The following is a 22,403-nucleotide window of genomic DNA, read 5'->3' on the forward strand; positions in this document are numbered from 1 at the left end:
AAGACATGAAGCACGAGCCTGATCCCGTGGTGCGTGAGCCGTCGCTGACGGACGCGCTCGTTCCGATGGGCGTCCTCGTGGTGCTGGTCGCCGGCGCGCTGCTGCTGTTCGGCCTGGACGCCCTCGACGGACCGCTTCAGGTCGCGCTGGTGCTGTGCGCGATGTCCGTCGCGCTGGTCGCGATGCGCCTGGGATACCGGTGGCACGAGGTGCAGAAGGTCGGCCAGGGAGCACTGGCGTCCATCACCAGTGCGGTGTTCATCCTTCTGGCGGTGGGGGCGCTCATCGGCGTATGGAACCTCTCCGGGACCATTCCGACCCTCGTGTACTACGGCATCCAGGTGCTGTCACCGAGTTGGTACTACGCGGCGGCGGCCCTCATCTGCGGTGTCATCGCGATGAGCATCGGCAGTTCGTGGACGACGGCCGGCACCATCGGGGTCGGTCTCGTCGGAGTCGCGGACATGCTCGGTGTCTCGACGGCGATCACCGCGGGCGCGGTCATCTCCGGCGCCTATCTCGGGGACAAGCTCTCGCCGCTGTCGGAGACGACGGTACTGACCGCGCAGATGGTGAAGGTCGACGTCTACGAGCACATCAAACGCCAGGCGTGGACATCGATCCCCGCGTTCGTCATCGCCTTCGTGGCCTTCCTCGTCATCGGCCTGGTCAACGGTCCCGACGTGACCAACCCGGTCGGTGAGGAGATCGAGCTCAACAGCCTCAACGGCATCTACAACATCACCCCGCTCAATCTCCTCCCCCTGCTGCTGCTCGGCTTCCTGTCGATCCGCAAGGTGCCCGCCTCACTCGCACTCATCTACTCCGCGCTCTTCGCCGGACTCCTCGGCGCGTTCACACAACCTGACGTGATGCGCGACTTCGTGGCCGGTTCCGGCAACGTCGTCATCGAATCGATCAAGGGCGTCTGGAGCGCCATGGCCAACGGCTTCTCCATCGACTCGGGCATCAGCGAGATCGATCAGCTGCTGTCACGCGGCGGCATGGACAGCATGCTGCTGACCCTGTGGCTGATCATCGGCGCCGTGACCTTCGGCGCGCTTCTGGAGGAGTTCGGCTTCATCGGACGCCTGATCGATCCGATGATCCGCTCGGCGAAGAGCGTCGGCCGCCTCTACGTCACGGTCTTCGCCAGCGCCTTCGGCCTGAACATCGTCGCCGGTGACCAGTACATCGCCCTCGTCCTGCCGTCGAAAGTCTTCCGACTGGAGTTCGCCAGACGAGGACTCGCCCCCACCAACCTGTCCCGCCTCGCGGCCGACAGCGGAACCGTCACCTCGCCACTCGTCCCATGGAACTCCTGCGGCGCGTTCATGGGGGCCGTGCTGGGCGTGGCGACCCTGTCGTATCTGCCGTACGCGATCTTCAACTACGCCAGTCCTGCTCTCAGCATCGTCTACGGCATCACCGGCTTCAGGATCGAAAAGGTGGAGCCGGGTACCGGTGTGGACCGGCCCGAGCCCTCCTCCTGACCGCCGCCGACCGCGGTCCGTGCCGCCCGGGGCCCACATCCCTAGGCGCGCGACAGTTCAGCAGCCGTCATGGAGCTGATGAGCGCGAGCCAGGGTTCGCGACCTCATGCCACAGGCTCCCAAGCGAATCCGTCCGGGTCGGTGAAGGGTCCGGCGTCGCTGCCGATGGCGATCCGATGCGATCCGGTGCCCTCCGGAGGGACGCCGGCGACCTTGGCGAGGCCGCGATGGCCGTACAGGGAGAGCTTGACCGGGCTCGACGAGGAGTCGAACTCGACGTACTTGCTGCCGAAGCTCTTCGCCACGGTGAGACCACGGTCGACGTAGAACCGCTTGCTCGCGGCCATGTCCGAGACACCCAGGAGCAGGACGATCTCGTCGATCTGCCGGCTGTCCGGGCCGGAGTCCTTCTTCGAGGAGGTGGCGATCTGCCAGATGGTTCCGTCCGGGGCCTGCACGACGCCCCCGTAGCCCCACAGTGACTTCTTGGCGGGCTTGAGGGTGGTGGCGCCGGCGTCGAGGGCGGCGCCGACCAGTCCGTTGACGATCGAGGGCTGGGACACGACGAGCGAGAGCGTGAACCCGCGGAAACCGGAGGTCGGTGCCTCCGATGCCCGCAGCCGCAGCTCTTTGCCCAGGCCGAAGGCGTTCGCGTAGAAGCGCTCGGCGGCCACCAGGTCGGCCACCTCAAGGGTGATGCAGTCGATGGAAGTCATGTCCTTCACGCTAGGGAACCTCAGCGACCATCGCTTCTCGAATCCTGACCGGTGTCCTCGGCCGGCTGGCCGGGCTCGTCGGCATCACGCGTCGCGCGGCGTTTGCGCCGCGGGGCCAAAGGCCTGATCCTCTGGGTATTTCGGTCGGGTGTCAGTGGTGTCTGGGACGGTGTGCGTCGTGGATGAACTGGTGGAACGTGTCGATGCTCAGGACCGAGCGCTGGGAGTGGTCAGCCGGAGGCAGGCCGTCCAGGAGGGCTGGCTGCACCGGGTCGGCGTGGTGGTGTGCCGCGACGTGCAAGGTCGCTTTCTCGTCCATCGGCGTGCCGAGGAGTTGTCGCGTTTCCCCGGGCACTACGAACTCGGTGTCGGGGGCGCTGCGGGAGTCGGCGAGTCTTATGAGCGGGCGGCTGCTCGTGAGCTCGGTGAGGAACTGGGAACGCGGGCGGCGGTGTGCCTTCGGTTCAAGTTCCTCAACCGGGGTGGGCACAGCCCTCATTGGCTCGGGGTGTGCGATGCCGTGCTTCCGGAGGTTGTCTCCCCCGACCCGGGAGAGGTGGCCTGGCACGGGTGGTTGACCGAGTCCGAACTGCGGCGGAGTCTGCGGCAGTGGGCCTTCACCCCTGATAGCCAGGAGATATTCGATCGGTATCTTGCATCGTCCGCTGGCCCGGTGTCTTCGCGGGGAGGGTGTTCGTGAGCTGGGTCTGAGGAACGAAGCCGCTGGCTCTTTGGAGCTTGGGCCGGCCCGTGGAACCGGTGCCTGGTGACCTCGCGAGTGCGACGAGCAGGGCGGCGACGCAGACGAATCCTGCCGTGAGCGTTGCGGTGTGGAGTCCGCCCCATGAAGCCGGTGCCGACGTCCTGCACCAGGAGTCCCAGGACCATGGTCTGGCGTGTGCCCAGTGAGCCGATCAGCTTCGATGCGACGGTGCCGGTGATGAGGGCGGTGGCGCCTTCGGCGAGGAAGCCGAAGCCGGTCGCCAGCGGCGAGTAGCCCAGGACGTCCTGCATGTAGAGGCTGACCAGCACGGTGGTGCCGCCGCACATGCCGAAGGTGACGAATCCGACGACGAAGCCCCACTTGACCGTGGGCCGCTTGAGCGGTTGCAGGGGTACGAGGGGGTCGGGGTGGCGCGCTTCGACGAACAGCCTGGCGACCCCGCTCTCAAGTACGGTCGGCTGCCTCACCTTGTGAGACAAAGGCTCCCTCGGACGTCACTCGATCCGGACGTCGATGGCCATCGACTCGTCGCCCGGGGTCCCCTCGACCTCGATGGTGACCCCGGACCAGTGTCCGTCGGGCAGGTTGAGCGGGGGGTTCGTCGTCTCGCCGAGGGTTGTGTTGCCCCGGGAGGGATACAGGTCGTTCGCGTCTCCCTGGTTGCCGCGGCTGAAGATCGCCCCAAGGTCCCGTTTGCCATCGGCCTGAAGCAGCTCGATGGCGAGGGCGTCTTCCTCGTTGACGTCCTCGATGGCTTCGTCGACGACGTAGACGGCGATGCCCGAGTCGGGGAGGAACGCGTCCTGGCCGCGGCGGCGCCGGTACTCGACGAGGATGTACTGGGTCTCCGCCATCGTGTCGGCGTTCTGGATGAAGACGAGGTCGCCGCCCTCCGCGGACGGCCGTAGCACCAGGTCCTTGGTGGTCGCCGTGACACGTTGGGCGGCCGCCCAGCCGTGGAACATGCGCAGCATGCCGTTGGGGAACGTCGGCGTGAGCCCGGTGTTGCCCCACGAACCCGAGGCCATCAGGCAGTACTTGCCGAGTCCGTTCGATGTGGTCGCCTCCAGTTGACCGGTGTCGTAGTAGTCCGCCCAGCGGGCCGCGAGATGACCCCACTCGTGGGCGCACACGCCCATGGCGCAGTCCTCGGGCACGGTGAGGAACGTCTCCACCGTCAAGCCGGGCGCGACCGTCATGGCTTCCGGTACGCCCCACTTCAGGCTCCACAGGTCGTCGCGGTCGAGGGTCTCCTCGGCGCCGCGGCCCGCGTGCACGAGGAAGAGGGCGGTGACCGTGTGCTCGCCCAGCGCGTCGAAGGGCGCGAAGTCGACGCCCTCCGCGAGGGCGATCTGAACCGCGTCCCGGGCCAGCCCCTGGGCGTTGCGCGGGAAGCCGTCCTCGGCGAGGCCGGAGTTGCCGTCGGCGTAGAACGACAGCGGCTGTGGCATCCGGAACCACCCCCGGACCTCGCCCCGAACGTCGATGCCGGTGTCGTCGAGCGGGTTGTAGCCGCTCACCGTGCGGTAGTAGTCGCGCATGCTGCCGGTCGGCAGGGACGCCGTACTGAACAGCAACTCGCGGAAATGGCCGGGGCGGCGGTTCGGGTCGTGCGGTCGGTCGGGGAAGTCGACAAGGAGCACGAGTGTGTGGATCGGGCCGTTCAGACGCGTGGCGGGCCGGGTGATGAGCTGGCGGTCGGCGTTGGGGCCCACGTGGAGGGCGCCGTCGTCGAGTCCGATGCGCTTGGTGCCGCGCCGGGCGGAGCGCCAGTTGTAGTAGAAGTCCTCGAAGGTGGTGGTGCCCGGCAGGCGGCCCGAGGTCGTCAGGTCGCGGTAGCGGGCGTAGAGCTGGGCCAGGGCTTGAGGCGCCAGTGGGACCGGGCAGGGTCCCGCGCCGGGGCGGGCTGCGGCAGGATTCCACGGCAGAGTACGGGGGGATCGCATCGCGACCACTCCCTTGGACTAGGACGATCGCGGAGGTGGTGGCAAGGCCGTGCCGGACGCACTGGTTCCTTGCGCGGGGCGCATGCGTGCGCTCGTCGTTCGTGCTCTACCTCTCCAGCCTCCCTCCGGCCCCTGGCCTCGTCAAACGCAGGTGGGAGCCTGGACCTTGAGCTGTTGACGCTTCAAACTCACTTGGGGAGCGACGGACCCGTACCCCGCCGGACTCAGGCCTGAAGCGTGCCGGCGAGCAGTCGGCGTTGGTGCACCCTCGCCGGTTCCTCGTAGTACTTGTGCGACCAGTGGCCGGCGACGAGCGGCACCGGCGCTTCGACCCCGGTCTCGGGGCCGGGCGTGGGCTCTCGCGCGGCCAGGCGGAGCAGGTCGCGGAAGCGGTGGTGGTTGAACAGGCGGAAGAACTCGGTGAAATAGAGCTGGGCGAGACGATGGTCCCCGCGGATCACCAGCATGTTCTCGTCGTTCCTGTTCGCGGAGGGGTTGCTGAAGTTGGCCGAGCCGGTGACCACGATCGGGTCGTCGCCGAGCGGGTCGATCAGCAGGTACTTCGTGTGCAGGTACTCGATGTTGTTGGAGAACGGGTTGTCCTGTTCGGCCGCCCAGCCCGCGAGCGCGCCCGCTTCGACCAGACCGCAGGCCACGAGTTCGGTCTCGGGATCGGTGACCAGGGTGCGATGCGCGTCGGCGATGGTCGTGTTCTCGAAGAGCAGCCAGCGCAGTGCGGGGTGGTCACCCGGGAGTTGGCGGGCGAAGCGGGGATCGAAGTTGAACGGCAACGTGATGCAGGCCAGATCCCGGGCCGACCCGAGGAGGTCGGCGTAGCGGTCCTGCGCCGTCGTGTGGGTGTGCGGGCTGAACACGACGGTGATGCCCGCGGGCCAGGGATCGGGCATCGGATTGTTGGCGTCCACCCAGTTGTTGAGGGTGCCGGGGGTGGGGTCCGCGACGAGCCGCTCCCAGTACCTGAGGTACTGCTGGGCGATGGCCGGCTCGGTGACGGTGTGTCCGACGTTCGACTGACCGAAGATCCCGTTCTCGGTGATGTTGGTCGACCCGGTCCAGACGGACCGGGGCTCATCGTCGACGCTCGCGATCACGAACTTGTTGTGCGGGATCTGCGCGCGAGCCCGCCAGGTGACGACCAGGTCGTCGATACCGGCAGCGGCCACCGCTTCGCGGTTGTGCGGGTGGTCGAACACTATGAGCCGGACGTCCACTCCGGCGTCCGCGGCTATGCGGAAGGCCTCCAGCACCGGCAGGTACTCGAACTCGTACAGTGCGGCGTGGAGCTTCCAGCGGCCGCCGTCAGCGGTGCCGATGAAGGAGAGCAGCGCCTCCTCGAGGCCACGCGACAGCCACCGCCAGGCCTCACGGTTGGCCACGTCCTTCGGGTGGCGGTTCTTGAAGCGTTCGGCGTAGGCCTGAGAGGCGTACACACCACGGTTGAACCAGACACCGTGTACGCCCGGCTCCTCGGTCTGCACCCGCAGCTCTACGGTCGATGCCGGGGTGAGTTCTTCCCCGGGAGTGCCGGACATGGTGTGTACGCGATAGGTGTAGACGTGGCCCGGCTTGGCGCGGTAGTCGCCCCACACGAAGGTCTGGAACGGGTTCCAGTTGGACCCCCAGCGGTGCCTCGCCTGGGGAAACCGGATGCGATTGTCGAGCCACCGGTGCTGGCCCTCGGTGTGATCGAACCGTTCGACCCCGAAACCGAGCACGTCATCGATGGCGGCTCGGTCGTGGTCGAAGCCCAGAACCACCACATGACTCCCGGCGATGGCCTGCGCATGAAGCGGCCCTGAACTGCGCTGCACCTTCATACCCCCGCCTCCTCTCGCCCCCGACCATGATGTCCCCGTGCGAATCCTCGGGAACCTGCGCGGACGGACGCACGGTGATCCGCGGAGCCGTACTCCCAGACTGCGTCATGGGACCAGCCGGTGCAGCCCGAGCACGGACTCCTAGATCGAGGTCACCGCCTCACCGGACCCTGGGCGTACGGCACCAGGCGGACAGGGCCGGAGAGGCCGTATGCCTGGCGGGTGGCCGTACCGAAGACGGAGGGCCGGCTGACGCGGAGGCGGTTGATGAGCGGTGTGGCCACCTCCACCTCGATCACGTTGGTGCCGGGGCACAGGTGTCCGCCGAGGTCGACGACGGGGTGGAGTCGGTCGGCGGGGGCCAGCCGCGTGCCGTTGACCGTGACCCGGAAGGTGTCGCTGACGGTGCCCAGTTCGAGATAGGCGCCGTGGGACGAGGTCCAGTCGGAGGGCAGGGACACGGTGGTGCGGTAGCGGCCGATGCCGGCGGAGTCGGCCAGTTCGGGGATCTGCGACCAGGGGAGCAGGGCGTCAAGGGTGAGGCTGCGCCGGATGACGGCGGTGTCGGTCGCCTCGGTGCCGGGATGCCAGTCCTGAACGTTCAGCCGCCAGCGGTCGAGTGTCATCGGGCCCGGTACCGCGGGCAGTGTGGTGGTGACCGTACGGCCGTGGGAGAGCCGAGTCGTGTACGTGCCGCCGCTGGTGGCGCGGAGGGCCAGGCCGCGGTCGGTGGACAGCACGCGGTCGGCGGTGCTGTCCACGGCGTGCTGCCGGTGGCCGTTGCGGTCCCCGAACAGTCCGGGCCGTCCGAGGGCGATGACGGTCGCCTGGCCGGGTTCGAGGGCGACGCGCACGGTGATGGTGTCGCCGTCCTCGGTGTAGCGGCCGATCCGGGTCGTCTCTCCCGTCCAGGGGTCGAGCAGGTAGGGGACGGTCGTGCCGCGCCGGGTGCGGCGCAGGGTGACGTCGTGGTCGACGGCCGCGACGGGCGGCTTGACCGTCTCGGCGTGCTTGCCGTTGCAGAGGTAGTACAGGTCGGTGTCACCGACCACGCGGTGGGCGTTGAGGAGGGTGGAGGAGGCGGCGTAGCGGACGTCGGGGGCGATGCCGAGGGCGGCGAGGGCGTCGCCGACGGCGCTCTTGTCGGAGACGGACTTGACGTGGGGGAGAGCGAGGAGGCTCGTGAGGACCTCGCGGAGTTGCCCCGTCTCGCCCTGACCGGGAACGCCGGGGGTCAGCGCTTGGTCGAAGGCGCCGAGCAGGACCATGGGCAGTCCGGCCCGGGCCAGGCTCAGCAGCTTTCGGGCGTCGGCGAGAGCGAGGGTCGGGGCGGACCCGTAGAAGAAGTCGCCCTCGACGAACAGGGCCTTGTAGGCGGGGCCTTGAGGAGCCAGGCGGCCGTCCGCCACGCGGGCGGTGGGCAGGTCGAGCAGCGGGCTGCTGAGGAACTGGTGGGTCCAGCCGAGCGGGACACCGGTCGCGGTGAACCAGGAGGCGCCGATACCGGTGGCGGTGTAGCCGGTCTGGCGGAAGACGGCGACGTCGGCTCGCGCCGTGCCCGTCTGGAGAACCTGGTGCACGCGGGCGAGGTATCCGGCGATGTCCTCGGCGTGCCGCCAGGTGGGCTGTCTGGGCCCCCACGACTCGCCGTAGCCGGGCGCGCCGTTGTAGGGGCTGAAGGCGGCGAAGCCGGGCCAGCTCGCGCCGGGGGCGGTCGCGTACGAGAAGCCGTGCACCACCGTCTGGTTGACCCCGGCGGCGTAGGCACCGCCCATGGTGCGCAGGAACCGGTCCCAGGTCGTGCTGTACGCCGAGCCGTTGTAGGCGCCCGACTCGCAGGACAGCACGGTGTGCCCCGCCATGTCCCGTCCGCCCGCCAGGCAGCGGTAGTCGTCGAGGTTCTTGAAGCCGAGCGATTCTCCCTCCGCGATGTCGAGGAGCGCGGCGGAGGCGATGGCGTCGGTCTGGAGCCCGTAGGGCTGGGCGCGCAGTTCCATGCCGAGGGAGTGGGCCCAGTCCCGCAGGGCGGTGACGTGGTGTGTGGTGAAGAGGTGGGAGACGGTCTCCCAGAAGTCGTGGCGGATCTGCCGGGTGATCTGCGCCTCGAAGGCGAAGACCTGGTTGCTCTTGTCCAGGACGAGTGCCGGCAGGTACGGCAGCAGCGAGCGGCCGTAGCGCCTTTCGAAGGCGTCGGGCAGTGCCGAGGTCCACACGAGGGAGTCGGTCTCCAGCTCGATGGAGTCCTCGAAGAAGGCGCCGCCCGCCGCCTTGAGGAGTCGGCGCACCGTGCCGGTCAGAATCGAGCGGTCCCAGAAGCCGGTGACGGCGGCGGTCCCGGCCGGGCTGAAGTGGTCGACGACGTAGGCGGCCGGGGCGGAGTGCGGGCCCGACTCGGGTTGTTGGGCGGTGCCGCGCTGCCAGTAGGAGATCAGCATCCAGTCGCCCTCGGCGGGAGCGGTCCAGGTCAGTGCGCCGTCCTCGACGGTGGCGGTGAGGTCCTGGACGCTGGCGAGGTCGAGACCGGTCTCCTTGCGGGTGGCGTTGGCGGGTTCGACGCGGGCCGCCTGGACGGCGAGCAGGCTGCGCCGGGTGACCTCGCCGGCGGCCGCGCGCACGGGTTCGGGCACCGGGCCCCGGTAGGTGGTGCCGCCGGTTACGGAGAGGCGCCCGTACGCGAGTTCCTGGGCGGCCGCCTCGTCGTCGGGGGTGACGCCGGGGACGGCTGCGGGCCAGCTGGGACCGAGGGTGAGGTCGACGGTCAGACCGCGGCGGGCGGCCTGGCGCAGGGCGGCCTCGACGCCCTCACGCCAGGGAGCGCTGCCCCAGCCATGGTGTGCGGTGTCGAGGACGGACTTGTCCTTGATGCTGTGGTGGACGGCGGAGATCTCGGCGCCGCCGAAGCCGGCGTCGGCGATCTGGTCGATCTCGCGGGCGATCTCCGCCGGGTCGATGAGACCGTCCGGCCACCACCAGCGGAACTTGGGGCGCACCGAGGGTGGGGGAGTGGCGAACCAGGCGCCCGACAGGGGGTCATGACCGGTCAGAGGAACGGCGACCGCGTTCCCCGCGCCTGTCGCCGTGAGCGCTGTGGCGGCGCTTGTGGCGAGGGAGGCGGCGAGGATGGCGCGCCGGGATATCCCGCCACGCTGCGGGATGGGCTTCTGCATGGTTCGCCCCCAGGGGTGAAACGTTTCAATCCGCTGTAAACGCGGGAACGTTAAGCCTGGGTTCCTCGGCGGGTCAAGATCGGCGCACCACATCTCTTCGCGCACGGCGAGTTCACCTCACGCGACGGCGGTTCCCTCGAGCTCGACCAGCTGGCCGGGGATCGCCAGCCGTGCCACGCCGAGCATCGTGGTGGTCGGCGCCACCCCGGCGGCGCCCAACCGTGCCGCGAGCAGGCCGTAGTGCGGGAACAGCAGATCGACGTCCGTCGTGTAGACGTTGAGCCGGACGAGGTTCGCGAGAGACATGCCGGCCTCGCCGAGCACGGCCTCCAGGTTGTCGATGCTCAGGGCCAACTGTGCGGCCATGTCACCGTCATGCTGAGGCTTGCCGTCGTCGCTCATCGCGGTCTGGCCCGAGATGTACAAGGTCCGGGTGTGCCCGGAGACGACCTCACCCTGGTTGAAGCCCATCTCCACCGACCATGTCACCGGGTTGACCGCCGTTCGTTCCACTGCCATGTCAGCTCCAATCGATTCGTCGGGAGTGCGTACGTCCGACGGCTCGGCAGCCGACAGCTGTGACGTCGCGTCAACGAGCCTCCCAACAAATCACGACACCCTCAGTCACGTTTTCGGCTAGCGTTCTCGCATGCGCGCCGACCGGTTGGTCTCGCTGGTGCTTCTCCTGCGCCAGCGCGGTCAGTTGACAGCGGAGACGCTCGCCCGCGAGCTGGAGGTGTCCACTCGTACGGTGCTGCGCGACATCGAGGCGCTGTCCGCGGCCGGGGTCCCGGTCTACGCCGAACGCGGCAGGCACGGCGGGTTCGCGCTGATGCCCGGCTTCCGGACCGAGCTCACCGGACTGAACCACGACGAGGCTCTTGCCCTGCTGACCGCCGGATCGGGGCGTGGCGAGCAGGCATTCGGCCTCGGCTCGGCGCTCGCTTCGGCGATGCGGAAGGTGGTCGACGCGCTGCCCGAAAGTCACCGGACCACCGCGAGCGACGCGGTCCAGCGATTTCTCGTCGAACCGGAGAGCGACCTGCTCTCCCGTCGGCTGGTCACTGACGAGGTACCCGACACCACGATGATCGAGGTCCGGCGCGCGGTGCTGGGCGGGCACAAGTTGCGTATCCACTACGCGGCTTCAGGACAGGCGGCGCAGTGGCGCACGGTGGACCCGATCGGTCTGGTCACCGTACGGGAGCGGGGCTACTTGCTGGCCACGCGATCTGGCGCGGACCGCACCTATCGGCTGTCGCGGGTGCTGGCCGCCGAGGAACTCCCCGAAGCGGCACAGCGACCGGATCAGGTCGATCTGGACCGGATCTGGCGGGAACGCTCCGCGCGGTTTCTCGCCGGCGGCGACCACATCACCGTGCGGGTACGGGTGGACCCGGCGCGACGGGAGGGCCTGCTGGACACCGCGCTGGCCGTCCGCGCGGAAGAGCCCGACGCGGACGGCCGGCTGCGGCTGGAGGTGACCTTCCAGGACGCGGAACACGCCGAGTGGGCGCTGTGGCAGCTCGGCACGGACGCGGAAGCCCTGGCCCCGCAGTCGTTGCGCACCTCCTTGCGCGACCGCGCCGCCGCGATGGCGACTCGCTACGGAGATCCGTCGTGAGTGGACGGCATGTGGCCGGTCGTCGGAGCGACATCGAGCCTGATACCGGGTTCACGAGACGCTGCGGGCCACACGCGGGGTTGGGAACAGCTCGGACTCTGAGTCGACGCCGTCCATTCCCCTGCGTCGGCCGTTGGACCTGGCCGCCGCTAGCCCGGCTCAGTAGCGCTGGGCCTTGGCGATCTCGGCCGTCAGTTTCGGCTCGGCGGGCTTGCGGCTGACGGCCAGCGGCTGCGCCCTGTCACCCGGCTCCAGGTCCTGCACACCGACGAAGCGGGTCTCGACGACCTTGCCGTCCGGGTCCCGGAAGTCGACCTGGACCGCGTAGGACGCGGTCTCGTCCGTCCGGTTGACGATGTTCACGACGAGGGCGAGCAGACCGCCCGTCTCCGCGCGCGGCAGGCCGGTCATCGAGACGTCGGCCGTCGCGTTGCCCCGGCCCTCGACGTCCGCTAGCTCCTCTTGTGCCGCCTTATTGGCGCGTACGGCGTCGGCGGACACCGAAGCCTCGAACGCGGAGGCCCGTGCGGAGGCGGAGGAGGCCGCGGCCGATGCCGCCTCCTTGGCGGACTCCTTCACCGACGCCCCGATCGAGGCCAGGGCGGACGGCGAGCTGCCGGAGAACGACTCCGTGTCGGCCGCCGTAGGGGTCGGGCTGAACGAAGAGGCGTCGTCACCGTCGCTGTCGGTACTGCACGAGACGAGCGCAGCCATACTCACGGCTGCCAGCACAAGCCCGACGGCCGACGCCACGGCCCGGCCCCGCCGCTGTGAAGGGTTCTTTGCCTGTGACACGTCGGCACTCATGCGGTGAAGCCCCTTCCAGCGGCACATGTGACAGTTCGCGGCTTTTGCCGGTTCCATCCTGTGCCCCATGAGGCCACCGGGCCACTTCACAGGGCCCAACGGGACATTCCTAGAGGCCGAGTGCTGGACGTCGTGTACACCCGTGCGCGTGAACCGAGGGAGGCTTCCCCGGCCGGTCGGCGGACTCGGTGTCTCAGCTGGGCGCCCTGACCTGTCCTGCCTCGTCGTCGCTCACGGCCGTATAGACGGTCACGATCGATGCGACGACGTCGAGCTCGGCCGGGCCCCTGATACGCAGCCATGCGAGCTCGTTCAACCCGTTGAACCGGCCGACGAGGGCGGCCGCGTCCTCGGGCCAGGGGTGTGGCATGACCGGCAGGTGAGTCAGGGAGATCGCGTCGATGAAGCACCCGGAGATCTCAGGGGGCTTCGACAGCGAGACGTACCGCAGGTCGGAGAGGGAGATCACGACGTCAGGCTTCGTCGGCCCGTCTCTCATGGTGATCTCCATGGAGTCGTCCTCGCTGAAGGCTTCGAACGAGATCCGGCTGATGAAGTAGCCGGTGAGCGACGCGAGGATCCGCTGGGCGTTCGCGCACCGATTCTTGAAGGCTCCCTCTGTCCCACTTCTCCCAGTCACAGGCGGAGGCTACGAGCTGAGCCACTGTGCGGCGACCTGTTTTATGGCCGGGTGAACGGTGTGAAGGTCATCGGGGTCGATGAGTACGTTCAACGGCGCACCCGATAGCGCAGGTGAAGCACCCGGTTGCCCTGAATCACCACGTCAGGATCCTCCAACAGGTGCTGCGCGTGGACCGACCCGAAGTAGCGCTTGCCCGACCCGAACACGACGGGGGTGACGTCCATGCGCACCTCGTCGACCAGGTCCGCGGCAAGCACCTGGCCACCGACGTCGCCGGCGGCGACCTCGACGATGCGGTCGCCCGCGAGCTTCTGCGCTTCGGCCACGGCCGCCTCGACGCCGTCGACGAAGTGAAACGGCGCCTTGGGGTCCCAGCCGTCGGGCTGCGGCCGGTGCGTCACGACGACCACGTGGTCGATCCCGCTCGGAGGTTTCCCGTCCCAGCCGTCCGTCAGGTCGAACACGTGGCGGCCGGCGATTGTCACCCCGATCCGGTCCCAGTACGGCCGGGTGTAGTCGTAGGACACCTGCGCCACCTTCAACACGCCGCTCTCGTCCAATGGGACGTCACCGCTGGTCAACCAGTCGAACAACGGTCCGGGCTGGTCGTTGTCGTCCGCGATGAAGCCGTCCACCGACACCGAGGCGTACATGACCACCTTGCCCACGGGGGTGCTCCTTTGCTTTGGGGTGCCCCCAAATTAGCGTCTCGTTGAGCTGTCGCTCTTGTAAGAAATCAATCGGCCGGCAGCGGCCAGCCGTCCAGTGTGTGGCCGGGATGTTCGCGCAGGAACCGCCGCCGGACTTCGACGTACCGGGTCGGTGTGAGCCCGGTGAACTCCCGGAACTCGTGGCCGAAGTGGGCCTGGTCGAAGTAGCCCGAGCTACTGGCGAGGTCGGTCCAGTCGATCGGTTCGGCGGGGTTGATCGAGAGCACGGTGGTGGCGAAGCGGTAGTTGCGGGCCAGCCGCTTCGGCGTGACGCCGACGAGCTCCTTGAACCGCTGTGCCAGATGAGTGCTGCTGACGCCGGCTGCCACGCTCAGGTCGCCGATCGCCACCGCCCCGCGGGTGGCCGCGATGACACTGCTCGTATGGCGGACCAGCCCCAGACCGTCGGTCTCGCACAGCCGTCGCATCAGCTCCTCCTCGAGCAGCGTCAGCATCTCGTGCGGTCCGTCCGCCGTGGCCAGCCGGTCTCTCAGCTCGGCGATGGCGGGCCGGCCCCAAACCTGCTCGATCGTCACCGGCCGGTCGCACAGCTCGGCCGCGGGCATCGACAGGAACGGCGCCAGGCCCCACGGCTTGGCGTGGACGCCGACGGACCGGGTCCCGGGCGGATAGCCGAACTCGAAGGCGCGGGTGGGCGTGGTGACCACGCAGCCGTCGGCGTACTCGGCCGTCTCGATGTCCGTGCCGGCGCGGATGAGGAACGGCGAACCGAGGTTGACGATGAGCAGCGCCGCCGGGCTCGGCGGCAGTGTCAGCCGGGCGTACGGCGGCGCACCCTCCAGGTAGTAGAGGTCGTCGATCAGCCCGTCCAGCGGCGGCCGCGGCACTCTGGACACGTACTCCATGCCCACAGCATCGCCGATGCCCGGCCGGCATCGCGCGCCGCGGGCTGTTCTCCGGGTGTGGAATTTGCCTATTCGAAGCAGGGCGAGAACTCGCCATTCAAAAGCAGTTCAGCATTCGTTGGGTACGTTGCCCGTCTGGCTTCCCTTCAGCAGGCCGCCCCAGATCCAGCTCGTACCCGAGCCGAGCAGGACCCACTTGTCGTGAGAGTAGCCATGCTGGCTCACCCACTCGCCGTGTGCCCAGCATATGGCGCTGAGCTGGTAGTTGGCGGGGACCGAGTAGTTGATGCCGCACTGGGTGGACGCACAGCTGCGGATGTTCGCGCCGGTCCACGTTTCGACCCACGTGTTGGCGATGGCTCGGTCGGTCGTCGCCGCGGCAGTGGGTGCGGACATTCCCGCGGCGGCCAGCAGTCCTGCCGCGATCGTCGTTATGACCTTGGCTCTCATACGCATGAGAAGAATCCCCCTGCTGCAATTGATCTGCCGGGATATCCAGTGGGAAAGACGCTAACCGGTATTAGTCGGCCCAGTTAGTCATGTACAGGCCAATGCCTGATTGGGGGGGCAGGGGCATGCTGGAGGTGGCCCGGCTGCCGGGGCGTGGCGGGAACTACAGGGAGGTGCACGTGGCGGTGGTATTTGCGTATGAGGATATCGGCGCGACGGACCTGTACCGATCGTGGTGACTTCGAGTTCGACCTCGCCAGTCGGGCTCACGGGCTCCGCGCGGTAGGTGGCCTTGCCGTGTTGACGATGCGTCGGCTCACCGCGCTCTTCGGCAGCTCCAAGTCCGCAGCCGGCCGCGATCCGTGTCTCCTCGCCCGACCGAGCGGCCCGGCTCAACCGCGCGTGCTGGTGTAACGCACCCGAGAGTCCCACTGCTCCTTCGCCGCGGCCATGCACCACCGGCACAGGGGCTCGCCGCCGCTGCCGTACCGGTGGGTTTTGCGCTGGCAGCCGGCGCACAGGCCGACACGGTCGCCGGGGCAGATCAGTGCGGAGGGGTCAGGCTCGGTGAGCGGGGGCGGGGGAGTGGTGGTCATTGGGCAGAGTCCTGTTCCGGGTGATGGGATAAATCACCGCGAAAGCAGCATATCGAGCATGCGATACAGATGTTCGATCAGCGCGCCGCGGTGAAGGGTGAGGCCGGGCGGGCGGATCAGTCGAGGATGTGCAGCCGGGCAGTCCCGCCGTGAGGAGGGGGGCGGCGCGGGGGGATCCTCGGTCACCCCAGGGGCCGAGATGCCTCTACCCGGCAAGACGTGCGGAACCGCCGTTCGAGGCGCACCATTTGAAGTAGGGGGACGACGACCTGTGCGGGTGGTCCTGACTCGCCGTACGGGAGGGGTTTCGGCCGCGGCAATCTGCGCCCATTCGCCGTCGAACCCGCGGAGGAGTCGCCATGCCGATGCTGCTCATCAAGGGCTTCTACGACGTCAAGGGCTCGCAGCCGGACGGGGACACGGTCGGTTTTACGGCCGACGACCCCTCACAGTGGAGCCTGGTCGGCGGCGGGCTGGGCCGCGCCGTCGAGCACAGCCTGGCGGGCCGTGCGAAGTTGCGGCTGGACGCGATCGACGCGCTCGAGACGCACTACGGCGCCAACCGTGTCCACCAGCCGCTGCCGTTCGCCCACGCCGCACGCGACGAGCTGTTGAACTGGCTGGGTTTCACAGACGTCCAGCGCCGGCCGGACGAGACCGTCACCGCCACCACACCGGAGACGGTTCCCGGTTTCGTGCTCACCCGCGGTTCCGATGTCCACGGTCGCTGCATCGCCCTGGCGGGGCGCGGCACACCGCCTGGGATGAGTGGCCTGGAGATCGACGTCGACGTCAATGTGTTGCGGACGACGGTCAACCACCATCTGCTCACCAGCGGGTTGGTGTACCCGACGTTCTATCGCAGCCTGTTCACCAGTCTGCGGGTGGAGATGGCCGCCGTGGCGACGCAGGCCCGCGAGGCGGGGCGGGGCCTGTGGCCGAGCGATGTCACCACGACCGGCGCGAAGATCACCGGTCTGGCGACCCTGACCGACGAGGCCGTGCTGCTGCCGAAGCTGTTCCGCCGCTTGGTCGACTACCTCGCGCTCAACATGCCCGTGACCTGCGTGCCGGCCTACCTGGCCGGTGTCAGGGACCGCTACTCCATCCTCTCCACCGGCGAGCGCTGCGTGGGCCTGCACAAGGTCGTGGAGGTCACGAACGGTCAGACCGTACGGATGACGCATCCGTCCGACGACCTGCTGTTCGAGGATGCCTGACCCCATGCCCTACGGTCTGCGCGAAACCGTCGGGCTGGCTCCTTCGCGCTCGGACGGGCCGCATCGTGAGGTCACGGGGCGCGGTGGAAGCCTTGGGAGGTGTCGGCCGGCGCTCCCGGCGGGATCGGCGGCAGGCCCGCCGCGAGGCCCGGCAGCAGCACCGGCTCCAGCCGTACCCGCTCCTGAGCGAGGTAATGCTCCAGCTCCTGCGGCCGATAGCCCGTGTCCCGGTCGTAGCGCTCCTTGGCGGGAACCGCGAGGAACTCGTTCCCGTCGGGCTCGCCCTTGTCGTCGACCGCCGCGCCCAGGGGCCGATGCAGCGGCTTGGACAGTCGGTACATGCCCGTCCGGGAGTTGTGCAGCAGGCCCGCACCGTCGGGCCGTACTCGGAAGTCGATGCTCTCCTGCGGTTTCATCACTTTCGGACCGGCCTCGCCGAGCAGATCGTTGTCGAACTCAAGGCCGTACCTGCGGGCCTGGTCGACCATCCACAACAGGGCGATGTCGGAGAGGCCCGCGTCCTTGTAGCTGCCGCCGACATCGCAGTGCACCCCGGCGAACCAGACCTGCTTGAGCTCCTGGCCCTCCCGGTCGGCACCGGGCTGCTGATGCCACAGGGTCGGCCGGAACGCCGAGCGCTGCTCGTCGATGGCCAGGGCGTGGAAGGCGGACCTGACCCAGCTGCTCAACTCGGTGTTGTGGAACGCCCAGCGCCGGTTGAACCGGTCCGCCGCCGGACGCAGCCAGGCCGTGTCCGGGACCGGGATGCCGAGTGCGCCGACCGTGTCCCACACACCGATGAAGCGGATCTCCGTCTCGCGCGCGTACGAGCGGCGGAACAACGTGGCCGCCGCGCCGTTCGGTTGCTCGATCCGGTCCCGGTACAGCGCCCACGCCTCCGGGATCCGGTCGATGTGATCCCGCCGCAGCACACCGCAGTTGCGCAACAGCCCGACCAGGCTGCGCGCGGTGAACGCGCCCCGGCTGAAGCCGAACAGGAACAGCTGGTCGTCGGGTTCGTACGTCTCGACGAGGAACCGGTAGGCGGCGACGACGTTGCGGGACAGGCCCACGCCGAGCGCCCCGCCCCGCAGCCGCTCCCGCCGCTGGGTGCCAACGCCGCTGTGGTAGTAGACGCGTTGTTCTTTCCCACCGGCGGATCCCGGGCGCAGGGCCAGGGCGACCTTGGCGACATTGGTTTTGCTCGGCTGGTCGGCAAAGTTCCAGGTGCCGTCGCAGCACACGACCAGGCGCTTGGCCATGATCAGTCCTCCTCGCGAGAGCGCGGAGCGGTGCACAGCACACCACCACCATGCTGTCACCGCACCCGGGAGGCCGCCACGCGAGGCACTCCTCGCCACACCGCTCTTCCCCTACGCCGGTGACCGCGCGTCGCGTCTTGATCACCTGAGGTCAACAAGTCGAGTCGAGGGGAGGCGATCGGCGATCGAGGAGCCGCTGGTCGATGCGGCGAGTGTCGACAATCCGGCTAGGCTGGTGAGTTGCAGCAAGCGCAGACGGCCTGCTGTGCGCTGTGGCGCCGAATTGGACATGCGCTCCCGGCCGGTGACGTGGCCCTCGCGATGGAGCAGCCCGTCGGCCTCCAGGACGGTGACGTCGCCGTCGAACTCGTCGCCGAACACTCCCGGTCATCCAGCTCACAGGCGCCAACATGTACGCGCTGTACCGCTTCGACCATCCCGACGGTCTCGTCCCGTCGACCGTGACGGTCCGGGGCGGCAGCGATACGTTGCTGCGGGTGCGCACGGTCGGTATCGGCGCCGCGTTGGACGTGCCCGTCGACGGATCCGTCACCCGCGTCGCCTTCAGCCCCGACGACAGCAAGCTCGTGGTGGCCGACTTCGAGACGGTCCTGTTGCGGGACAGCTCGGCCGGCTCGGCCGTCTGGGAAGGGCCGCTGGACCCGGGGAACTCGGTGAACACCGTGAAGTTCGGTCGAACGGGCAGCTCATAGCGGCCACCGACACCCTGGTCGCCGTACTCGATCAGGCAACCGGCACGGCCACCCGGCGGATCACCGTCGAACGGCCGCTGATCGCCGGGGGCGACCTCAGCCGGGACGGCACCCGGGTCGCGCTGGCCGTGGACGAACGGCTCGGCGGCGACCACCATCAGGCCGGGTCCGCGCGGGTGATGGAGCTGGCCACCGGCACCCAGATCAGCCGACTGACCCCCGGCAACGCCGTGTTCGCCGTCGCGTTCGGCCCGGACGGCACGCTGGTGCTGTGCTGCGCCGCCGACGACACCACCCGGATGTTCCAGGCGCAGGACGGAGCACAGGTGTGGCCCACCCCGGAGGACATCGACGACCAGATCACGGCCCCCAACTGCCCTGGCGTACGACCCGAAGGGCAAGTGGACCGTGTCGACCGGTGCCGTACGCCCACGCCGGCTGGGTCGAGGCCCCGAACAGCCCGGCGACGAACAGCCCCACGGCGCACAGCGCGCCATTGCGTGCCAGGCGCCGCGACAGCGGAGGCCGCCCGCGCTGCTGCGTACAGACCCAGACGCCGTATGTCACCGTCGTCGGTCCGATCGCCAGCGACAGAGGCGTGGCACCGATGACGACACTGGTGTCGGGGTCCTGGACGAACATGCCGATGATCGCCCTGGCGATGAGAAGGATGCCGACGAGGACGATGAGGTACGCCAGCAGGGCATGGGTGGTGGAGGCGTCGCTCCCCGTGTCGCGAGCGAGCATCCACTTGACCTGGTCGGCTCGGGATTCTCAGGTCAGGACCAGCCAGCGGCGGCCGTCCATCAGCTCTCGGGCCGCGTCGAGGTGGCCGGCGTGGCACGCGGTCTCGGTGATGACGTGCAGCAGGACGTCGCGCAGGGTGTGCAGGTGCGGTTCGCCGAACAGGTCGTGGGGCCACCAGGCCAACGCGGCGTCGGCGGGGGCGGCGGTGATGACGGCATCGGCGGCTTCTGCCTCCTGCCGGTATCGGTCGAGCACGTCGGCGGCCGGGATCTCCGGGGCTACGGTCCACGCCTCATCGCCGCTCGTCAGGCCACGGATGACCTCCTCGTCCCCGGCGACGACCGCGCGGAACCAGAACCGCTCGACGTCCAGCGCGAGGTGCTGGACCAGCCCCAGGCAGTGCCATCCGGAAGGCAGCACGGTCCGCCGTAGATCCTGCGCATCGAGCCCGTCGAGGATGCCCAGAACGTGGCGCCGTTGCCCGTCCAAGGCGCGAAGAAGCGCCCTGACCTCGCTGCCCGGAGAGTTGTCGCTCAGATTCTTGGTCACGGCTACCCAGGATCCCCGAATCACCGCGGGCGGGCAGGGGATTGGCCTACCTGCCCATCTGGCTGCGCAGTTGGGGTGGGGCACCCGAGACCGTGGAGCCGTTTCTCAAGGCGGTGGAGGTGGGTCTGAGAGTGGGAGGCACCTGCGGAGCGTCCGTCACCCTGCGCGCGCATGCCCGCGACCTCGAAGTGGAAGAACCTGCCGCCGACCACACGGTGTTCGTCCACGTCAAGCACAGCTCGGCTTCGCTCTATGTCTGCTCAGTCGACCGCTGGGCGACCCCGCCCGCGCCGACGCTGACCAACCCGGTCTCGTAGGCGACGATGACGGCCTGGACACGGTCACGGAGTCCGAGCTTGGCGAGGATGCGGGCGACGTGCGTCTTGACGGTCGCCTCGGCCAGGTGGAGGCGGGTGGCGAGTTCGGCGTTGCTCAGGCCTCGGGCCAGCAGGCCGAGGACTTCCAGTTCGCGTGGGGTGAGCGAGGCGAGGTCGCGGTGGAGGGCGGCGGTGTCGCTGCCCTGGTGTGCGAACCGCTGCACGAGACGGCGGGTGATGGCGGGTGCGAGGAGGGCGTCGCCGGTGCGGACCGTGCGGACGGCCGCGGTCAGTTGCTCGGGGGTGACGTCCTTGAGGAGGAAGCCGCTGGCACCGGCGGACAGGGCGGCGTAGACGTACCGGTCGAGGTCGAACGTGGTCAGGATGATGACGCGGGGCGCGTCGGCGGCCCCGGTGAGGATGCGGCGGGTGGCCTCCAGGCCGTCCATCTCGGGCATCCGGATGTCCATCAGGACCACGTCGGGCCGGGTACGGCGGACCGCCTCGACGGCTTCGCTCCCGTTGGTCGCCTCGGCGACGACGTCGATGCCCTCGGCGCGGAGGATCAACCGGAATCCGGTGCGGACCAGGGTCTGGTCGTCGGCGAGGAGCACGCGCAGCGGCTCGGTCACGGTCCCTCCAGGGGGATCAGGGCTTCCACACGGTACCCGCCGGTCAGGCGTCGGCCGGTGTTCAGGGTTCCGTCGTGGACGGCGAGGCGCTCGCGCAGCCCGATCAGTCCCCGGCCGCTTCCGACGGCCCCGCTCGATCGCCCACCGGTGTCGGTGACTTCCACCCGGAGCCGGTCCGGGCCGTATTCGACAGTCACGGCGGCCCTGGCGCCGGACGCGTGCTTCACCGTGTTGGTCAGGGCTTCCTGGACCACGCGGTAGGCGGCGAGTTCGAGGCCGGGCGGAAGGGGGCGGGGCGGCCCTGTCACGGTCAGGTCGACGGGCAGGCCGGCATCCCGCACCCGTCCCACCAGCGATTCCAGCTGGCCCAGGCCGGGTTGCGGGGTCAGCTCTTCCGGTGTGTCGGTCAGGTCCGCACCGCTGGACGAACCCTCGTCCTCGTCGGCCATCGTGAGCAGTCCCATGACGTGGCGCAGTTCGGTCATGGCCGCCCGCCCACCCGCCTCGACGGCGAGCAGTGCCTCGCCGGCCTCCTCGGGGGAGATCCGCATGATCTTGCGGGCGGCGCCCGCCTGGATGATCATCACGCTGACGTTGTGCGTGACGACGTCGTGCAGTTCGCGGGCGATCCTGGCCCGCTCGTGCTCGACGGCCCGGCGCAACTCCTCGGCCCGTTCGCGTTCCAGGGTGGAGATCCGGGTACGGCCCTCGCTGGTACGGAGTTTCCAGGTACGCAGGCCGATCGCGGCCACGGCCATCGGGACCAGGATCAGCAGGGCGATGTAGTCGTTGGGGACGATCGGTGTCACCGAGTCCCCCGAGGTGCCGACCAGGACGACCGACACCGGCAGCGCCGCCAGGGTCGCCACCCGGTACGGGCTGTACACGGCGGCGCTGTAGACGGCGATGATGAACGCGTAGAAGGTCAGGCGCAGCACGCTCTGCGGTGTCGCCAGGGTCGCCGCCGTCACGACGCACAGTACGGCGAGCGGACAACGGCGGCGCAGCGCCAGGGCACCCGAGGCGACGACCGCGAGGGACACCATGAAGGCCAGCCCGCCGGGCCCGGACGGGCGCACCACGGTGTAGGCCACGCCGGGTGCGATCTCCCGCACCACGACGACATCGACGTTGTCGATGGCGTAGTAGACGGTGGAGATTCCGATCACGAACGCCACCAGCACGTCGAACTGCCAGGCGCGCCAGGTGGGCCGTAGCGGCGGACCAGTGGGAACCCTGGCGTCGCGGACCGTCCGGCGGGCGGCTTCCCGTATCCGCTCCAGCGTCGTACGTACGTCCGTCACCGGATCATTCTCGCCGCCGCGCGGACCCGCGGAGTCCGCCCCTGCGGTCATTTCCGCCGTACCGGATACCTCACCCGCC

At 69.1% G+C, this 22,403-nt stretch carries 23 protein-coding genes; 5 read left to right on the forward strand and 18 right to left on the reverse strand.

The genetic code is table 11. From position 1 onward, the window contains the following. The first annotated feature begins 5 nt into the window (after positions 1-5). Positions 6-1,493 (forward strand): Na+/H+ antiporter NhaC, encoded by a 1,488-nt coding sequence (nhaC, locus tag ACFY0U_RS29635; protein WP_388641023.1) that lies wholly within the window; start codon positions 6-8, stop codon positions 1,491-1,493. A 104-nt stretch (positions 1,494-1,597) separates the two neighbouring features. On the opposite strand, the gene ACFY0U_RS29640 is transcribed toward nhaC, so the two are convergent. Next, a complete protein-coding gene (locus ACFY0U_RS29640; RefSeq protein WP_388641025.1) occupies positions 1,598-2,209 on the reverse strand; it encodes a glyoxalase in 612 nt (203 codons plus the stop codon). Between the two features lie 190 nt (positions 2,210-2,399). Here ACFY0U_RS29640 and ACFY0U_RS29645 point away from each other — a divergent pair, with 190 nt between their 5' ends. Further along, positions 2,400-2,909: an NUDIX domain-containing protein gene (locus ACFY0U_RS29645; protein WP_388641452.1), complete on the forward strand. Its 510-nt coding sequence runs from the start codon at positions 2,400-2,402 to the stop codon at positions 2,907-2,909. A gap of 518 nt (positions 2,910-3,427) precedes the next feature. Here ACFY0U_RS29645 and ACFY0U_RS29650 read toward each other — a convergent pair. The 4 genes from ACFY0U_RS29650 to ACFY0U_RS29665 form a co-directional block, all read right to left on the reverse strand. Next, positions 3,428-4,879 (reverse strand): M6 family metalloprotease domain-containing protein, encoded by a 1,452-nt coding sequence (locus ACFY0U_RS29650; RefSeq protein WP_388641026.1) that lies wholly within the window; start codon positions 4,877-4,879, stop codon positions 3,428-3,430. 224 nt (positions 4,880-5,103) lie between these two features. Further along, on the reverse strand, positions 5,104-6,717 hold the full coding sequence (locus tag ACFY0U_RS29655; RefSeq protein ID WP_388641028.1) for a phospholipase D-like domain-containing protein: 1,614 nt from the start codon (positions 6,715-6,717) through the stop codon (positions 5,104-5,106). A 152-nt stretch (positions 6,718-6,869) separates the two neighbouring features. Further along, positions 6,870-9,884 (reverse strand): glycosyl hydrolase, encoded by a 3,015-nt coding sequence (locus ACFY0U_RS29660; protein WP_388641029.1) that lies wholly within the window; start codon positions 9,882-9,884, stop codon positions 6,870-6,872. 117 nt (positions 9,885-10,001) lie between these two features. After that, positions 10,002-10,397, reverse strand: coding sequence for a RidA family protein (locus ACFY0U_RS29665; protein WP_388641454.1), 396 nt, complete (start codon positions 10,395-10,397; stop codon positions 10,002-10,004). Between the two features lie 136 nt (positions 10,398-10,533). Here ACFY0U_RS29665 and ACFY0U_RS29670 point away from each other — a divergent pair, with 136 nt between their 5' ends. Continuing rightward, positions 10,534-11,508 carry a helix-turn-helix transcriptional regulator gene (locus tag ACFY0U_RS29670; RefSeq protein WP_388641031.1) on the forward strand — a complete coding sequence of 325 codons (975 nt, stop codon included), beginning with the start codon at positions 10,534-10,536 and terminating at the stop codon, positions 11,506-11,508. A gap of 159 nt (positions 11,509-11,667) precedes the next feature. Here the strand turns inward: ACFY0U_RS29670 and ACFY0U_RS29675 are convergent, their stop codons facing one another. From ACFY0U_RS29675 to ACFY0U_RS29700, 6 genes are all read right to left on the reverse strand, one after another. Beyond that, on the reverse strand, positions 11,668-12,315 hold the full coding sequence (locus ACFY0U_RS29675; protein ID WP_388641033.1) for a hypothetical protein: 648 nt from the start codon (positions 12,313-12,315) through the stop codon (positions 11,668-11,670). A gap of 193 nt (positions 12,316-12,508) precedes the next feature. Continuing rightward, positions 12,509-12,955 (reverse strand): hypothetical protein, encoded by a 447-nt coding sequence (locus ACFY0U_RS29680; protein ID WP_388641034.1) that lies wholly within the window; start codon positions 12,953-12,955, stop codon positions 12,509-12,511. Between the two features lie 89 nt (positions 12,956-13,044). Beyond that, the gene (locus ACFY0U_RS29685; protein WP_388641035.1) at positions 13,045-13,626 is read right to left on the reverse strand and encodes a dihydrofolate reductase family protein; all 582 of its coding nucleotides are present in this window, start codon (positions 13,624-13,626) and stop codon (positions 13,045-13,047) included. 68 nt (positions 13,627-13,694) lie between these two features. Beyond that, positions 13,695-14,534: a helix-turn-helix domain-containing protein gene (locus tag ACFY0U_RS29690; RefSeq protein WP_388641037.1), complete on the reverse strand. Its 840-nt coding sequence runs from the start codon at positions 14,532-14,534 to the stop codon at positions 13,695-13,697. Positions 14,535-14,642: 108 nt separating this feature from the next. Then, on the reverse strand, positions 14,643-14,990 hold the full coding sequence (locus ACFY0U_RS29695) for a hypothetical protein (protein ID WP_388641038.1): 348 nt from the start codon (positions 14,988-14,990) through the stop codon (positions 14,643-14,645). A gap of 386 nt (positions 14,991-15,376) precedes the next feature. Continuing rightward, positions 15,377-15,580: a hypothetical protein gene (locus ACFY0U_RS29700; RefSeq protein WP_388641039.1), complete on the reverse strand. Its 204-nt coding sequence runs from the start codon at positions 15,578-15,580 to the stop codon at positions 15,377-15,379. A 359-nt stretch (positions 15,581-15,939) separates the two neighbouring features. On the opposite strand from ACFY0U_RS29700, the gene ACFY0U_RS29705 reads away from it, so the two are divergent. Continuing rightward, positions 15,940-16,800 (forward strand): nuclease, encoded by an 861-nt coding sequence (locus ACFY0U_RS29705; protein ID WP_388641041.1) that lies wholly within the window; start codon positions 15,940-15,942, stop codon positions 16,798-16,800. Positions 16,801-16,871: 71 nt separating this feature from the next. Here the strand turns inward: ACFY0U_RS29705 and ACFY0U_RS29710 are convergent, their stop codons facing one another. Together ACFY0U_RS29710 and ACFY0U_RS29715 are read right to left on the reverse strand one after the other, a co-directional pair. Continuing rightward, positions 16,872-18,062 carry a DUF2235 domain-containing protein gene (locus ACFY0U_RS29710; protein WP_388641042.1) on the reverse strand — a complete coding sequence of 397 codons (1,191 nt, stop codon included), beginning with the start codon at positions 18,060-18,062 and terminating at the stop codon, positions 16,872-16,874. Positions 18,063-18,203: 141 nt separating this feature from the next. Next, positions 18,204-18,443 carry a hypothetical protein gene (locus ACFY0U_RS29715; protein WP_388641044.1) on the reverse strand — a complete coding sequence of 80 codons (240 nt, stop codon included), beginning with the start codon at positions 18,441-18,443 and terminating at the stop codon, positions 18,204-18,206. A gap of 29 nt (positions 18,444-18,472) precedes the next feature. On the opposite strand from ACFY0U_RS29715, the gene ACFY0U_RS29720 reads away from it, so the two are divergent. Beyond that, positions 18,473-18,775, forward strand: a complete 303-nt coding sequence (locus ACFY0U_RS29720; protein ID WP_388641045.1) for a hypothetical protein — start codon at positions 18,473-18,475, stop codon at positions 18,773-18,775. 157 nt (positions 18,776-18,932) lie between these two features. On the opposite strand, the gene ACFY0U_RS29725 is transcribed toward ACFY0U_RS29720, so the two are convergent. From ACFY0U_RS29725 to ACFY0U_RS29745, 5 genes are all read right to left on the reverse strand, one after another. After that, complete coding sequence (locus tag ACFY0U_RS29725) at positions 18,933-19,148, reverse strand: hypothetical protein (protein WP_388641047.1); 216 nt, start codon at positions 19,146-19,148, stop codon at positions 18,933-18,935. Then, entirely contained in the window at positions 19,136-19,522 is a 387-nt protein-coding gene (locus ACFY0U_RS29730; protein ID WP_388641048.1) for a hypothetical protein, read from the reverse strand. The genes ACFY0U_RS29725 and ACFY0U_RS29730 overlap by 13 nt, the downstream gene beginning before the upstream one ends. 27 nt (positions 19,523-19,549) lie before the next feature. Beyond that, complete coding sequence (locus ACFY0U_RS29735; protein ID WP_388641050.1) at positions 19,550-20,071, reverse strand: DinB family protein; 522 nt, start codon at positions 20,069-20,071, stop codon at positions 19,550-19,552. A 250-nt stretch (positions 20,072-20,321) separates the two neighbouring features. Continuing rightward, the gene (locus ACFY0U_RS29740; protein WP_388641051.1) at positions 20,322-21,020 is read right to left on the reverse strand and encodes a response regulator; all 699 of its coding nucleotides are present in this window, start codon (positions 21,018-21,020) and stop codon (positions 20,322-20,324) included. Further along, positions 21,017-22,375, reverse strand: a complete 1,359-nt coding sequence (locus tag ACFY0U_RS29745) for a sensor histidine kinase (protein WP_388641053.1) — start codon at positions 22,373-22,375, stop codon at positions 21,017-21,019. Before ACFY0U_RS29745 ends, ACFY0U_RS29740 begins: the two co-directional genes overlap by 4 nt. Positions 22,376-22,403 lie beyond the last annotated feature (28 nt).

Origin of the sequence: Streptomyces sp. NPDC001536 (assembly GCF_042894505.1) — a bacterium.
GTDB lineage: Bacteria > Actinomycetota > Actinomycetes > Streptomycetales > Streptomycetaceae > Streptomyces.